Origin of the sequence: Paenibacillus sp. LX16 (assembly GCF_036252815.1) — a bacterium.
Lineage (GTDB): Bacteria > Bacillota > Bacilli > Paenibacillales > Paenibacillaceae > Paenibacillus > Paenibacillus polymyxa_B.
Map to the genome: position 1 here is coordinate 4,836,879 of NZ_CP141152.1, position 14,364 is coordinate 4,851,242.

The 14,364-nt window shown below is 46.5% G+C and carries 12 protein-coding genes; 4 read left to right on the plus strand and 8 right to left on the minus strand.

Features of this window, described 5'->3' with window-relative positions; all coding sequences use genetic code 11:
- Nucleotides 1-31: 31 nt before the first annotated feature.
- Nucleotides 32-1,159: a transglutaminase domain-containing protein gene (locus T3H97_RS21805; protein ID WP_328800857.1), complete on the minus strand. Its 1,128-nt coding sequence runs from the start codon at nucleotides 1,157-1,159 to the stop codon at nucleotides 32-34.
- A 280-nt stretch (nucleotides 1,160-1,439) separates the two neighbouring features.
- Between T3H97_RS21805 and T3H97_RS21810 the strand changes: the two genes are divergently transcribed.
- The 3 genes from T3H97_RS21810 to T3H97_RS21820 are packed head-to-tail and all read left to right on the plus strand — an operon-like array spanning nucleotide 1,440 to nucleotide 3,898.
- Complete coding sequence (locus T3H97_RS21810) at nucleotides 1,440-1,685, plus strand: FeoA family protein (protein WP_016820309.1); 246 nt, start codon at nucleotides 1,440-1,442, stop codon at nucleotides 1,683-1,685.
- Nucleotides 1,676-3,685 carry a ferrous iron transport protein B gene (gene feoB / locus T3H97_RS21815; protein WP_328800858.1) on the plus strand — a complete coding sequence of 670 codons (2,010 nt, stop codon included), beginning with the start codon at nucleotides 1,676-1,678 and terminating at the stop codon, nucleotides 3,683-3,685. Before T3H97_RS21810 ends, feoB begins: the two co-directional genes overlap by 10 nt.
- Nucleotides 3,686-3,721: 36 nt before the next feature.
- The gene (locus T3H97_RS21820; RefSeq protein ID WP_071558244.1) at nucleotides 3,722-3,898 is read left to right on the plus strand and encodes a FeoB-associated Cys-rich membrane protein; all 177 of its coding nucleotides are present in this window, start codon (nucleotides 3,722-3,724) and stop codon (nucleotides 3,896-3,898) included.
- A gap of 88 nt (nucleotides 3,899-3,986) precedes the next feature.
- On the opposite strand, the gene xylB is transcribed toward T3H97_RS21820, so the two are convergent.
- Nucleotides 3,987-5,510, minus strand: coding sequence for a xylulokinase (xylB, locus tag T3H97_RS21825; protein ID WP_328800859.1), 1,524 nt, complete (start codon nucleotides 5,508-5,510; stop codon nucleotides 3,987-3,989).
- A gap of 179 nt (nucleotides 5,511-5,689) precedes the next feature.
- Nucleotides 5,690-7,006: a xylose isomerase gene (gene xylA, locus T3H97_RS21830; RefSeq protein WP_013311966.1), complete on the minus strand. Its 1,317-nt coding sequence runs from the start codon at nucleotides 7,004-7,006 to the stop codon at nucleotides 5,690-5,692.
- 134 nt (nucleotides 7,007-7,140) lie between these two features.
- On the opposite strand from xylA, the gene T3H97_RS21835 reads away from it, so the two are divergent.
- The gene (locus tag T3H97_RS21835; protein ID WP_328800860.1) at nucleotides 7,141-8,313 is read left to right on the plus strand and encodes an ROK family transcriptional regulator; all 1,173 of its coding nucleotides are present in this window, start codon (nucleotides 7,141-7,143) and stop codon (nucleotides 8,311-8,313) included.
- A gap of 72 nt (nucleotides 8,314-8,385) precedes the next feature.
- On the opposite strand, the gene T3H97_RS21840 is transcribed toward T3H97_RS21835, so the two are convergent.
- From T3H97_RS21840 to trxB, 5 genes are all read right to left on the minus strand, one after another.
- Nucleotides 8,386-9,843 carry a glycoside hydrolase family 1 protein gene (locus T3H97_RS21840; protein WP_328800861.1) on the minus strand — a complete coding sequence of 486 codons (1,458 nt, stop codon included), beginning with the start codon at nucleotides 9,841-9,843 and terminating at the stop codon, nucleotides 8,386-8,388.
- Nucleotides 9,844-9,859: 16 nt separating this feature from the next.
- Nucleotides 9,860-10,696, minus strand: a complete 837-nt coding sequence (licT, locus tag T3H97_RS21845) for a BglG family transcription antiterminator LicT (protein ID WP_272639114.1) — start codon at nucleotides 10,694-10,696, stop codon at nucleotides 9,860-9,862.
- Nucleotides 10,697-10,747: 51 nt separating this feature from the next.
- Nucleotides 10,748-12,637: a beta-glucoside-specific PTS transporter subunit IIABC gene (locus T3H97_RS21850; protein WP_328800862.1), complete on the minus strand. Its 1,890-nt coding sequence runs from the start codon at nucleotides 12,635-12,637 to the stop codon at nucleotides 10,748-10,750.
- Between the two features lie 365 nt (nucleotides 12,638-13,002).
- Nucleotides 13,003-13,233 carry a glutaredoxin family protein gene (locus T3H97_RS21855; RefSeq protein WP_007432162.1) on the minus strand — a complete coding sequence of 77 codons (231 nt, stop codon included), beginning with the start codon at nucleotides 13,231-13,233 and terminating at the stop codon, nucleotides 13,003-13,005.
- A gap of 58 nt (nucleotides 13,234-13,291) precedes the next feature.
- Nucleotides 13,292-14,233: a thioredoxin-disulfide reductase gene (trxB, locus tag T3H97_RS21860; protein WP_023990316.1), complete on the minus strand. Its 942-nt coding sequence runs from the start codon at nucleotides 14,231-14,233 to the stop codon at nucleotides 13,292-13,294.
- Nucleotides 14,234-14,364: the final 131 nt, after the last annotated feature.

Below are 14,364 nucleotides of genomic sequence, written 5' to 3' on the forward strand. Positions count from 1 at the left end.
TTTGTTAATGTAGCTTTTTACAACAAGATGATTAGGTCCATTTCAGGGTTACACGAAGATTACCGGTACTTCCTAGATCCGTAATCTGATAGGAAATGGATTTCAAACCGAGTTGATATAAGGATTGTAAATCCTCCTTGAGACTTCGCTCCGTTCCCTGATAGGCGAAGGTAAGTGTCGTCCCTCCCTTATTTGCAATCTTACGTACCTGTTCCTTAATGTCGGCAGATGATTTAACCAGACCCTTGCCGTCTTGCAGCGGATATTCGAGGGTATTGTACAGTTTTTGATACACAGCAGCCTTTGATCCTCCGGCAGATACTAGTGCTGATAAGGTTTCCCGATACGATGTATTCGCCTGAGGATACGGCTTAACCCATGAGTGATCCCGCCGCATTTCGGTATCCGTCAGAAGATAATATGAAGTGCTTACCTCGTTCGCGCGATCCGGGGTTGGATCATCCCATGTCGTATCCATGTGATACCATCGACCATCTAATAAAACAAGATTCCATGCATGCAGCTGGCCTCCTGCTCTTCCTTCCACAATCCGGTTCGTAATGCCTGCACGTTCCAGCATTTTATAGGCCAGCAGTGAATAACCCTGACAGACCGTGCTTCCCGTTTTCAGGCCATCATAGGCTGTGTACTTTTGCTGTGTTTCATCATACTTCAGGCGAACGACGATCCAATCATGAATGGCCTTTACCTTCTCATGATCCGTCATTCCCTTCGTAATAATATCCCCCAGCACCGTTTTAACTGTGCTATCCACATATGCTGTCTGTTCCTTCGTCTCCCGGTAGCTTAAACGAATCGTAACCTGAGCGGAGGTCGTTGTGCCTGTATAGCTGAATGCATAGCTTTTGATCGTATAATTCACATACGGATCGCTCTCCATGGCCTGTTGGATGGCCGTCTGTAATTGCTGCTTGAGACCGTTCACTCGCCCTTGATATGTAAAGGTCAGCGTTTCACTCCGCGTAGCCATTGCCTGTAAAAGCTTGTTCTGAAGCTGCTGCGATGATACGGATGGAGCCGGCTTAACCGACGTCGCATACACATTGCTGCCCCACTCCACAGCCTGCGGCAGCAACACAGCCAGCGCTGCACCCGCAACCAGACATTTTACAAGCCTAACCCCGATTTTTCTGTTCATACAGAGCGTTCCTGCCCTTCTTAGCATAGTTGTAAACAGCTATATCTTACCATAAAAACAGTTGCTCCAAACGCTCTAGTTTTGTCGGTTGCAGACAAGTAAGGGCGCAGTTCAAGACAGGTTGTGACATCATATTCGGCTAGATAACAGATGGGACAACGAGCAGTTTTGTCGTTCGTAGAGAGTTTTATCACAGCAATCTAGGTTTCCTCATGATATGGTACTGGCATCGGAAGTAAATGATATTGATTCTCATTCTAGATCAGAAAGGCTGAGCACCATGCCAGAATGTATCTCACTCCTTCGTACACCACTGGGTCAGACTGTGCGTTTGCAATCTCTCGCCCCTCTTCATCCCTCATTGCGCCGCCGTTTAACAGACATGGGCATTAACGAAGGTTCCATCATACGGTTAAAAAAAATCAGTTTATTGGGCGGTCCTATTGTCATTGAATGCAACGGCCAACTGGTCGGCCTTCGCCAAAATCAGGTGAAGCAACTGGAGGTTGTTCCAACATGGACATGATCGCTCTATTCGGTAATCCCAACACAGGAAAAACCTCATTATTCAACAAGCTGACTCGTACGTATGCAGAAGTAGGAAACTGGTCCGGCGTCACAGTGGAAAAGAAAACAGGAATCCTGCGTGACAAGTCTGCCGTATTGGTGGATTTGCCGGGCGCCTACTCTTTGCTCCCTCTTTCGCTGGATGAAGGTGTCGCAACTCGATATTTGCTGGAAGAACCTCCTACGGCCCTGATCAACATTGTGGATGCCTCCCAGCTCCAGCGTAATCTCTATCTGACCGTACAACTACTGGAGTATGGCCGTCCGCTTGTACTTGGCTTAAACATGACTGACGTAGCTGATGCCACGGGTCTTCGTGTAAACAAGGAATTGTTAGCTGATCAATTGAACGTTCCCATCATTCCTATGGTGGCGCGTACAGGCAGTGGAAGTAAGCAAATGCTCGCTTCTCTTCGGGAGGTAAGACGTACATCCAATGCTTTTCAACTGGACTACGGCCCTGCCGTTGAAGCTGCTATTACCGATATTTGCAACTTGCTGCCGAATGCATCTGTACCGCAGCTTCGATGGGCCGCACTGCAATGTCTGGAAGGCAATCCTGTCGTCATGGAATGGATGACGAATGAGGTACAGCGTGAACAAGTAACTGCACGCATCCACCGTTGCGAGAAAGAACTTCTCGCTGAAGGCCATGCCATCACCCCTGCTCAGCATATTCGTTCTGTACGAACAGCATGGATTGCTGATCTGTGCACCAAGGCACTCGACACCTCCAAGCTCAGACCGCACAGCCTGACGGATAGGCTGGATGCACTATTAACTCACCGGTATCTGGGGATTCCGATCTTTTTGCTGCTGATGTACGCTACCTTCAAGTTCACCTTTGATTGGGCGGGTACGATCCTTTCAGATATGCTGGATGGATTTTTTTCAGGGACACTCAGCACTTGGATTTCTGAGTTACTCGTTCACTTGAACGCGTCCGCTTTTACGCAAAGTCTAGTCGTGGATGGCATCGTGGCTGGAGTCGGGGGTGTGCTTGTTTTTCTGCCTCAAATTGCTATTTTATTTCTGATAATTTCAGTGATCGAAGACTCCGGGTATATGGCACGGGTCACGATACTCATGGATCGCCTGATGCAAGCCGTAGGCTTGAACGGGAAAAGCTTCATTCCCTTCATCATCGGATTTGGGTGCAATGTCCCTGCGATTATGGCAGCACGCACCATTGAACAGCCCAGAGAACGTCTCATTACCACGTTGCTGGTGCCCTTTATGTCATGTTCAGCCCGCCTGCCGGTATATGCGTTGTTTGCGGGTGTGTTTTTTCCAACACATGCGGCAAGCATCATCATGCTGATGTATGTGTTAGGAATCGTCGTTTCGCTTATACTTGCCAAAATTTTTTCCAAAGTATCCATTTTGTCGGGTGAACCCTCTCTCTTCATCGTGGAACTTCCTCCCTATCGAGTGCCACAGGCTCTTACGCTATTCCGCAGCACATGGGAGAAGGTCAAAGGCTTTGTCCGTAAAGCCGGAACCATTATTCTTGCAGGCTCCGTTGGCATCTGGCTCTTGTCCAATTTCGGTCCACAGGGCTTCGGGGCAAAAATGGATGACAGCCTGCTCGCCTCCGTTGGAGGATGGTTTGCGCCCATACTGGCCCCTCTTGGTTTCGGTACCTGGCAAGCAGGCGCTTCCCTGCTCACGGGCTTTATGGCCAAGGAGGTTATCGTATCAACGATGAATATCATTTACCACGTTCCTGATATGCAGGGACTGGAACTACAAGTCAGACAGGCCTTTACACCGCTTGCCTCTTTTAGCTTTATGGTGTTCATTCTGTTGTATGTGCCGTGTCTGGCTACGGTAGCAGTCATTCGTAAAGAAACCCTTTCGTGGCGTTGGACCGCATTTTCTGTGATCTATCCTTTGACCGTCGCATATATCATCGCCGTCTTAATCTATCAATGTGGCAGATTATTAGGTTGGATTTAAGTCTGACCTTACAGTAAATAAAAGGAAGTGGATTCCATGATCAATATCATCATTTTATTGGCGATCCTCGGTTATAGTGCGTGGGTGCTGGTACGATTTTTGCGAAAAAGCCGTCAAGGCGCCTGTGCGGGGTGTTCGTCGAGCAAGTCATGTCCGGGTTGTGCCGGGAGTTCTATGAATGAAGATCATGCGAAAATCAAGAAAAGTATTTAATTTCAACTTATCATTACATGAAAAAAGCGGCTTCGAGGGTTTCTTACACCCGAAGCCGCTTCTTATTTACGCTCAAAGCTCACCGTATTCAGCGATATACTGCCAAATGCTCACTTAGCTCTCGTGTGTGCAAGTAAACTTCACGGTACAGCTCGTATAGGCCTTCATACCGTGCTACACGCTCCGGGTTCGGCGAATATCTCGCTGCTTCACGCAGAAAAGCTTCAGCACACGCTTGCAGAGATTCAAACCAGCCACTACCATAAGCAGCCAGCATGGCCGCCCCCAAGGCAGGTCCCTGCTCGCTTTCCAGCTTGATGATATCCGCGTTAAAAATATCTGCCTGCATTTGCAGCCATGCCTCATTACGCGCACCGCCGCCGATGGAGATTACCTCATTCACCGTTTTGCCCGTTCCTCTGAGAATATCAATGGATTCCTTGAGCGAAAACGTTATTCCTTCCAGCACCGCTCGTGTAAAATGCACAAGCTTATGCCCCGCATCCATCCCGATAAAGCTGCCTCGAATGGTTGCATCCGGATGAGGTGTACGTTCGCCGACGATATAAGGCGTGAACAGCAGCCCTTGGCTGCCCGGCTCAACAGAGTTCACATCTGACAACAGTGCATCAAAAGAATGCTCTGGTGCAAAGGTATCCTTAAACCAGGTCAAGCTGTATCCGGCCGCGAGCGTAACCCCCATAATATAATAAGCATTCTGCTCACTATGATTAAAAAAATGCGCCCGCCCCTGCACATCAATATCCTTGCGTTCCTCATAGGAAAGTACAACCCCTGAGGTGCCAATGCTGCACAGAGTGCGGCCTTCGCTCAAAATGCCAGCGCCAATCGCGCCACATGCGTTGTCCGCACCACCTGCAAAGACCTTCGTTTCAGGCGAAAGCCCGCTCTGCTCCGCAATCTCCGGCAGTAGCGTACCCGTCTGATCAAAGGATTCCACCAGCGGCGGGAACAGTGACAACGGTAGATCAAACGCGGCAGCGATCTCTTCACTCCACTGCTTGTTGGCAATATCCAGCAGCAGCGTGCCCGCCGCATCCGAGTACTCCGTCGCCAGCTCTCCTGTCAGACAGTAGCGCACATAATCCTTGGGCAGCATAAAATGTGCCGCACGGGCCAGCACGTCTGGCTCATGCTCCTGCACCCACAGCAGCTTGGGTAGCGTGAAGCCTTCCAGCGCGCGATTACGTGCGATGTTCAGCAGCTTCGATCCGAGCTTTTCTTCAATACGACGGCATTGTGCTGTTGTACGCGTGTCATTCCACAGAATAGCCGGACGAAGCACTTGGCCTTCCTTGTCAGTCAGCACAAGCCCGTGCATCTGTCCCGAAAAGCTAATACCGTCCACGGCATCTGTGCCGCCGATTCCAGCCTTCTCCACAAGCTGTTTCAGTGATGCTAACGTGCCACTGACCCAGTCCTCAGGATGCTGCTCGCTATAGCCTGCCTTTGGCTGATGAAGCGGATAAGACTGAGAGGTTTCATAAGCCACCTGTCCCTTGCGGTTAACCAATACCGTTTTGACCGCGCTGGTACCCAGATCTACGCCGATGACATAGCGCTCCTGCTCCTGATTTAGCTTCTCCTGCATTGGAGTTCCTCCTTCCTTGTTATCGTACAGCCGTTGTTTCATCAGGATTTTGCAAAATTCGATTCCAGTCGCTCCGAAGTGCAAGATATAGACGAACTAAACCATTTCGATCTATATCTTGTTCATTGGAAGTCGCTTATGGGATTTTTGCAAAATCCTCACATATATAAGTTCTGACATTAGTCAGCCAAAATGTATTGATTTAATGTTGCTTTCAGATATTCCTGACGACCGGATACGTTTTTACGTGGTGTTTCGTTCGCTAAAGCATATTCAGCCAGAGAAGCAAGCGTTGCTTTTCCGGATACGATGTCAGCTCCAATACCTTCTTTAAAGCTGCTGTAGCGCTTCTCAATAAAGTCTTCAAACACACGATCCTCGATCAGTTTAGCGGCTACCTTCAGTCCCTTCGCATACGTATCCATACCTGCGATGTGTGCAAGGAACAAGTCTTCCGGCTCAAATGATGCTCTACGCACCTTGGCATCAAAGTTGATACCGCCACGGCCCAAGCCTTCATTTTGCAGCACTTCATACATGGTTAGTGTGGCATCATACAGATCAACCGGGAATTCATCCGTATCCCAGCCCAGCAGCAAATCTCCCTGATTTGCATCCAGTGATCCCAGCATGCCGTTAATCCGTGCTACACGTACTTCATGATCAAAAGTATGACCCGCCAAAGTTGCATGATTAGCTTCCAGATTAAGCTTGAAATGCTGATCCAGATCATATTTTTGCAGGAAGGCAATCGTCGTCGCGGCATCAAAATCATACTGATGCTTAGTTGGCTCTTTCGGTTTTGGCTCAATCAGGAACTGAGCGTCAAAGCCAATTTCACGCGCATAGTCTACGGCCATATGGAACATACGTCCCAAATTGTCCTGCTCCAGCTTCAAATCCGTGTTCAGCAGTGTTTCATAGCCTTCACGGCCTCCCCAGAAAACATAGTTATCTGCGCCCAGACGTTTGCCAACTTCCAATCCTTTTTTAATCTGAGCAGCTGCGTGGGCGTATACATCTGCATTGCAAGTCGAGGCAGCTCCATGCAAATACCGTGGATGGCTAAACATGTTCGCCGTGTTCCACAGCAGTTTTTTCCCCGTAGCTTTCATATGTTCCTCAATCAGGTCCACGATGGTATCCAGATTGCTGTAAAATTCCTTCAATGACGCACCTTCTGGTGCAATATCCACATCGTGGAAAGCAAAATAAGGTAAATTCAGCTTATCCAGTAGCTCAAAGGCAGCCTCCACACGGGCCTTCGCCAAATCCAGCCCGGTAAACTTGGACCATGGACGTTCCGCTGTTTCTACACCAAAAGGATCGGAGCCGCCTGCAACCAGTGTATGCCAATAGGCCATGCTAAAACGCAAATGCTCTTCCATCGTTTTTCCCGCTACAATTTCCTGTGGATTATAAAATTTGAACGCAAAAGGATTGTCGGATTGCTTGCCCTCAAAGTTAATTTTAGATACCTGTTCGAAATAAGCCATTATAAGTTCCTCCTTTATAGTAAACGTTTACAAAAATGATTCTAGCACAGCCAAAAGACTTTGTCTATTGCTTAAACTAAGTTTGTTTTTATGATATAATATCAGGAATTACACCAACAGGAAGTGAATTAACCATGAATGTCACTGGCGATCAGGCGCTTGTCAAAAAGCTGAATAAATCCATTGTGCTGGAGCGTATTCGCCTTCATGCTCCGCTATCCCGGGCACAGTTATCCAGTCAAACTGGATTAAACAAGGCCACCGTTTCCAATCTAGTGGCAGAGCTCATCACTGATGGACTTGTGTATGAGACGGGATTAGGAGAATCCAGCGGCGGGCGTAAGCCTTTAATGCTGCTATTCAACAGCCGTGCAGGCTTTGTACTCGGTATTGAGGTGAGCGTACAGTACATCAAGGGCGCTCTAACTGATCTGTCAGGTACCATTGAAACTGAGCTTACCCTTTCCCTAAATCAGCATGATTCCGCCTTTGTTATGGAACAGATTCGAAAGCTCGTTCAGGAGCTCATGCAAGCGACTCCTCCCTCCCCTCACGGTATTGTCGGCATTGGGCTGGGGGTGCCGGGTATGGTGGATGAAACCGGAAGCGTTTTGTTCGCACCCAATCTGGGCTGGGAAAAGGTTCCGCTGCGGCAGCAGCTTGAGGCCGAGCTAGGTCTGCCCGTCGTAGTGGATAACGAAGCTAACGTCGGCGCACAGGGCGAGTTGTACTATGGTATGGACGGCGATCACCGACAGCAGGTGCGGGATCTGGTCTACATCAGTGCAGGGTCCGGTATCGGGGCGGGGATTATCATTGATGGCAAACCGTATCAAGGAGCTTGGGGCTACGCCGGAGAGACGGGTCATATGACCATTGATTGGAACGGACGACTCTGCTCCTGCGGTAGTCGCGGCTGCTGGGAGCTCTATGCTTCAGAGAAGGCGTATGTAGCATCCACATTGAAACTACCTGCACATAATACAGCGGAATTACTGCCGTTTGCTCAGCAAGGTGAAGCAAGTACATTAAGCGTCCTTGATGATATTGGGCGATATTTGGGTGTGGGTATTACCAACATTGTGAACAGCCTCAACCCCGGAATGCTTATCATCGGCGGTCCACTGGCGGAAGCCAGACCTTGGTTGGAGCAAAGCATGCGTGATGTGATTGACGAACGTGCCCTGCCCTATCACCGTCGGCAACTACAGATTCGTTTCTCCACGCTTGGCAGCCGTTCGACGATGCTAGGTGCCGCCTATGCAGCAACAGCTCCTTTTCTCGGGCGAGTACGCGTGTCTTTATAAGAAGAAAAAGCGTACGGGAACACTTAGGTTCCTGTACGCCCACTTTTCTCGTGATTTTGGAAAATTTTCTTCTTACAACCCGTTATTGGAGATAACATCCTTATACCAGTAGAAGCTCTTTTTTCGTTTTCTTTCAAGTGTCCCGTTACCGTCATTGTCTTTGTCCACATATATAAATCCGTATCTTTTTTCCATTTCAGATGAGGAATAACTGACCAAGTCGATCGCTCCCCAGCTGGTGTAACCCATGAGTTCAACCCCGTCTAGAATCGCTTCATGCATTTGTTCAAAATGTGCGCGGAAGTAATCAATACGATAATCATCCTGAATACTACCATCTTCCTCCACCTTGTCGTATGCCCCCAAGCCATTTTCTACAATGAACAATGGTACTTCATAGCGGCTGTAGAGCTCATTCAGAGACAGTCTCAAGCCGACCGGGTCAACCTGCCAGCCCCAATCACTCGTTTCCAGATAAGGATTTTTAACGCCGCCAATCGTATTGCCACTGACTTTTTCCATGCCTTCACTATCCGCACTAGCAACCAACGACATATAGTAACTAAAGGAAATAAAATCCACCGGATGTGTTTTCAAAATTTCATCGTCACCCTCGAGCTTTTCAATCACGATTTCCTTTTCACGGAAGAAGCGTTTCATATAATGGGGATACGCTCCGCGAACCTGTACATCCGTGAAAAAATAGTTGAACTGATTATCTTTAAATGCTGCCAGATTATCCTGCGGATTACAGGTGTGCGGATACGTCGTTAGCCGGGTTAACATACAACCGATTTTAGAATCCGGAATGATTTCGTGGCAGTATTTTACGGCCAGAGCACTAGCTATAAATTGATGATGCAGACCCTGATAAACCGCTAGCTCTACATTTTCAAAGCGCTCTGGTAAAATACCACCGCTCGTAAACGGATGGCGCACGATACTATCTATTTCATTAAAAGTGATCCAGTACTTTACTTTATTTTGGTATCTTTTAAATACAGTCTTACAAAAATGGATAAAGAAATCTACAACTTTCCGTTGGGTCCAGCCCCCGTAATGGTTTACAAGATACATCGGCATTTCGTAATGGGACAGGGTGACAAGTGGCTCTATCCCGTTTTTATGCATTTCATCAAACAGCCGATCATAAAATTGTAGTCCAGCCTCGTTGGGCTTGTCCTCATCTCCGTTGGGAAAAATACGCGTCCAAGCAATAGAAACTCGCAACGTTTTAAATCCCATTTCACCAAACAATGCTAAATCTTCGGGATAGCGGTGATAAAAATCAATTCCCTGACGTTTGGGATAATCATGATCTGACGTGTCCTGCATCGCCTTTTGGATATGTTCCTCAGTCATTGAATTGTGTTTTTTATAATCAGCTTTGCTCACATTCTTTTTGTAAATAGCCATATCTGCTGTAGATATCCCTTTACCATCGACATTCCAGGCGCCCTCCACCTGATTTGCGGCTACCGCACCTCCCCATAAAAAACCTTTCGGAAATGTTCTTTTCGTTTCTTTCATCTCTAGCTCCTCCTCTTTAATTTCTGCTTATGACTCGTTTTAAGTGAATGATCAGATACATGAGTTCTTCATCCGGGATCAAAAGTTCGAATTTGGCTTCAATATATTGTTGAATCGATAATGCACACTTCTCTTCTTCAGGGTACTTGTTCACAATTTGGCTCATTAATTCTGGATCTTGAGAATCCAACATTTTATGTTCGAGTAATCTCTGAACAAAAAATTGAAGGTGCGTTAGAAAACGCGAATAGTTGATGCTGTGGGTATCCAGTTCGATTTGGTAATGCAGTTTAATGATGTTCAAAATGTCTTTGACCGTATTGGTCATCAATAAAACCTGGTTCATATTGTTATCGGTCTGTTGAGCATTAACCAAATGAAAGGCGATATTCGCTGCTTCCTCTTCAGGCAGTTCTAGACCGATACGCTTTTCAATCAAGGTGAGCGCATACAAGCCAATACCGAACTCTTCCGGATAAAACTTTTTGACCTCCCACAACATCCGATTCTGAATCTTCATATTTTCTTTAAATCGTTTGGTTGCCATATACAGATGGTCTGTCAGGGATACATATAAATGCTCATTCAAGTGACTGGATAGTGTATTTTTGGCATAAGAGATGATTTCGTCTGCCAGAATCAAATACTCTTTGGGCGTTTCCTTCATTAGCGCTGTCAGATCGGAAGACATGCTTTCATTTTCAAGAACATATATCTTTTCAATCTCGTTCTCATCGACGAAGTCACCAGGTTTGCTTTTAAAGCCGATACCTTTCCCCATCACGATAATTTCTTTGTGATCCTCACGTTTGGCAAGAACAATACTCGTATTGAGAACTTTAATTACTTTCATATCCAACGACCTCTCACTTTCCAGGCTTGATTCCCCCAACAAACACAACTGTTAAAGTACAGTAATCAGAGGCTTCTTCGGCCCTGTCTTTTCTGAACTTTCATGACCCACGATTTCCAGATAGTCCGCCGTGTTGGTCACAATAATCGGAGTTATCGTATCATACCCCGCCCTTTGTATGGCTTCAAGTTCAAATTCAATCAGAAGTTGTCCATGCTTAATTTCGTCCCCTTCCTGTACATGCACAGTAAAATGCTGGCCCTTCAGCTTAACAGTATCCAAACCGATGTGAATGAGCAGTTCTACGCCTTCAACTGATTTTAGGGCTATGGAATGCTTGGTGCGGAATACATTTGCTACGATGCCGTCAAAAGGTGCGACCACTTTTCCGCTACTTGGTTGAATAGCCATCCCTTTGCCCATCGCTTCCTGAGAGAATGCTTCATCTTTAACCTGCTGTAAGGGAATAACGGTGCCCTCCATAGGTGCGAAAATAACGGTTTTAGACTTGAAGCTTTTACTTATACTTTGTGCTTTAGCAGGCTCGGGACGAGCTTCTATTTTAGCCGGTTCGGTAACCGTATCTTGAAAGCCGATCACATAAACTGCAATAAACGTCACAATGATCGAAATGGCCATCGTAATAAGCGCATATACCAGGTTAGAGTGATCTTCACTGATAAACATCGGCAGTGATGCAAAACCTGGACCCACAGCTGCATAAGCTTTTAAATTCATAAGACCTGCAAACAACCCGGCAACCCCGGCTCCAATCATACAGGCGAACAGTGTTTTTTTCAGGCGTAAATGTACGCCATACAAAGCGGGTTCCGTAATGCCGAATACCCCTGAAATACCTGCGGACAAAGCAATTTGTTTGAACTTGGGATCTTTCGTTTTCAGCGAGACGGCAAATGCACCCGCGCCTTGGGCCATATTGGAAGCCAACATGGCAACCAGTACCAATGTTTCATATCCTGGTGAAGCCAGCGCAGCAAAAATAATAGGATAGAATACTTTGTGCATGCCGAACATGACGATTAGCGGCATCACGATAGACATCAATACGACTGTAAGCCAGCCGATTCGTTCCTGAATCCAGAATACACCGTTGGACATACCTAAGCCCAAATACGTACCTAGAGGTCCTAAGGCAATGAGAGAAACAGGCGCGACAATCAGAATGACGATTAATGGTTTTAGAAATATTTTCACAGGTCCGGGAGAGATTTTATCAGCAAATTTCTCAATGTATGACATGAGCCATATGGTCAAAATAATAGGAATAACGGAGGTAGCGTATTGTACCGATGCTACGGGCAGACCCGCAAATGTGACAGCTTTCTCACCTCCTAGCAAACTGATTAAGTTCGGATGGAGTAGCACACCCCCAAGGAGTACGGATACGAATGGATTAGTCTTGAATTTCTGCGCGCTGGAGAAAGCCAGCAGCATAGGTAGAAAATAAAATGCCGCATCCGAGATTACACTTAGGATCATATACGTTTGGCTTTCCTTGCTCATGATTCCGGTTACTGTGCATAGCAACAGCAGTGCTTTTAACATCCCTGATGCAGCAATGGCCGGAATAATGGGCTGGAAAATACCTGCAATCATACTCGCAAAACTATTGAACAATCCCTTAAAGCTTCGATCCATCTTCACTTTTTCGGCTTCATCGGAAGAAGATTGATTCGGGTCCAGCAATTTCACTAGCTCATTGTAGACATAGCCTACATCATTTCCTATAATGACCTGATATTGTCCACCGCTATTCACGGCTCCCATAACTCCATCCAAAGCTTTAATTTCATCTGTTTGTGCCAATTCCGGCTTACGAAGGGTCATCCGCAATCGAGTAGAGCAATGAATGACACTGTTAATATTATCGTTCCCGCCCACTTTGTTAAAAATGGCTTGTGCGATATCTTTGTAATTCATGAGTTGCACCTTCCTTCTTAAAATAAGGAACAAAAAAAGACCTAAAAAGGGTAGGGAAAAATATCCTACCCAATCTAGGTCTTGCCTGCCGAACAGTAACACGCCTTTATTGGATATTGAACTATTTAGTTAATTAGAAGTCATAATTGATGGTGCATTGATGAATTGTTACATAAAAGCAACCCGGGTTTTAAGCGCTTACAATTAAAATATAGCACCTATAATCTACAGATGCAATACTTTTCGACAAAATTCTCTCTTTGTAAAAAAAAGTAAAAAGACCCCCGTCGCAGCATGTAACTGCAATGAGGGTCTTATTTAAACCATATGACGATCATAGGACCGTCATATGTTGTTAGGTTGGATTAAGCGTTCAACACTTTTTCAAACTTGGTTTTGTTCATACCGGAAATACGTTCTTCCCCGATCAAAGTCAATGGAACGGCACGAATGCCCATATCCCAAACCTCTTGTGCAAAAGCTTCATTGGTTTCAATGTTGCGTTCTTCGTACTCTACGCCTTTTTCACTCAAATAGCTTTTTACTTGACGGCAATGCGGGCAGTTTGTAGATGTGTATACTATTGCTTTTTCCATGAATATCACCTCATCATTTATTTTGTTACAACATATTTATTCAATATTGCGAGAATCATTACAGGGCCAGTGCGCTGTGCTCCAGGCTTTCGATGTACTTCTCGCTGTCCATAGCGGCCATGCAGCCACTACCTGCTGCAGTAATCGCTTGTCTGTAACGAGTATCCTGTACGTCACCACAAGCGAATACGCCAGGCACGTTTGTTTCGGAAGTACCCGGATTTACGACGATATAACCGTTCGCGTCCGTTGTAATTTGCCCTTCGAGGAAGCCCGTATTCGGATGATGACCAATCGCCACGAATACGCCGCTAACTGTAATGATTTCCTCTTCACCTGTTGCATTATTCAGTACTTTCAAGCCAGTGACTCCGTTCTCGTCCGCAATCACTTCTACAGGAGTACGATTAAGCGCCCATTCAATTTTGTTGTTCGCACGAGCACGATCCTGCATAATTTTGGAGGCGCGCATTTCTTCACGACGATGCACCAACGTTACTTTAGAGGCAAAACGAGTCAGGAAATTGGCTTCTTCCAATGCAGAGTCTCCGCCGCCGATAACAACAATTTCTTTGCCACGGAAAAAGAAGCCGTCGCATGTTGCGCAAGTGCTTACGCCACGTCCGATATTATCCTGTTCCCCGGGAATACCCAGGTACTTGGCAGTCGCTCCTGTGGAAATAATCAGCGTATCGGTAACCAGTTCACCCAAACCCTCTACATCCAAAGTAAATGGACGAGCCGTTGTGTCTACTTTGTTTACCCAGCCTGTGCGGAATTCAGCGCCAAAACGCTCCGCTTGCTTACGCATATTATCCATCAAATCGGGTCCCATGATTCCTTCAGGAAAGCCTGGGAAATTTTCGACTTCCGTAGTCGTAGTTAATTGTCCGCCTGGCTGTGGTCCTTCGATCACCAGTGGGCTCATGTTAGCGCGTGCCAGATAAATTGCAGCGGTCAAACCGGCAGGGCCGGTACCTATAATAATGGACTTGTACATATCTTGGTTCCTCCTAAAATATCATAAGTATTATATAACGAGTTTTCGGCACCGGGCGCTGGGCTACTGCATATACTCTAAAAGTAATTCCACCAGAAGCTTATCCCAAAATGTGGACACCCGGATATTGC

What these genes read in the sequence shown, in the direction of transcription:
- T3H97_RS21855 (WP_007432162.1), bottom strand. Translation starts at nt 13,233, where the DNA reads ATGGAAAAAGCAATAGTATACACATCTACAAACTGCCCGCATTGCCGT.
- T3H97_RS21810 (WP_016820309.1), top strand. Translation starts at nt 1,440, where the DNA reads ATGCCAGAATGTATCTCACTCCTTCGTACACCACTGGGTCAGACTGTG.
- feoB (WP_328800858.1), top strand. Translation starts at nt 1,676, where the DNA reads ATGGACATGATCGCTCTATTCGGTAATCCCAACACAGGAAAAACCTCA.
- T3H97_RS21820 (WP_071558244.1), top strand. Translation starts at nt 3,722, where the DNA reads ATGATCAATATCATCATTTTATTGGCGATCCTCGGTTATAGTGCGTGG.
- licT (WP_272639114.1), bottom strand. Translation starts at nt 10,696, where the DNA reads ATGAAAGTAATTAAAGTTCTCAATACGAGTATTGTTCTTGCCAAACGT.
- trxB (WP_023990316.1), bottom strand. Translation starts at nt 14,233, where the DNA reads ATGTACAAGTCCATTATTATAGGTACCGGCCCTGCCGGTTTGACCGCT.
- T3H97_RS21835 (WP_328800860.1), top strand. Translation starts at nt 7,141, where the DNA reads ATGAATGTCACTGGCGATCAGGCGCTTGTCAAAAAGCTGAATAAATCC.
- xylB (WP_328800859.1), bottom strand. Translation starts at nt 5,510, where the DNA reads ATGCAGGAGAAGCTAAATCAGGAGCAGGAGCGCTATGTCATCGGCGTA.
- T3H97_RS21850 (WP_328800862.1), bottom strand. Translation starts at nt 12,637, where the DNA reads ATGAATTACAAAGATATCGCACAAGCCATTTTTAACAAAGTGGGCGGG.
- xylA (WP_013311966.1), bottom strand. Translation starts at nt 7,006, where the DNA reads ATGGCTTATTTCGAACAGGTATCTAAAATTAACTTTGAGGGCAAGCAA.
- T3H97_RS21840 (WP_328800861.1), bottom strand. Translation starts at nt 9,843, where the DNA reads ATGAAAGAAACGAAAAGAACATTTCCGAAAGGTTTTTTATGGGGAGGT.
- T3H97_RS21805 (WP_328800857.1), bottom strand. Translation starts at nt 1,159, where the DNA reads ATGAACAGAAAAATCGGGGTTAGGCTTGTAAAATGTCTGGTTGCGGGT.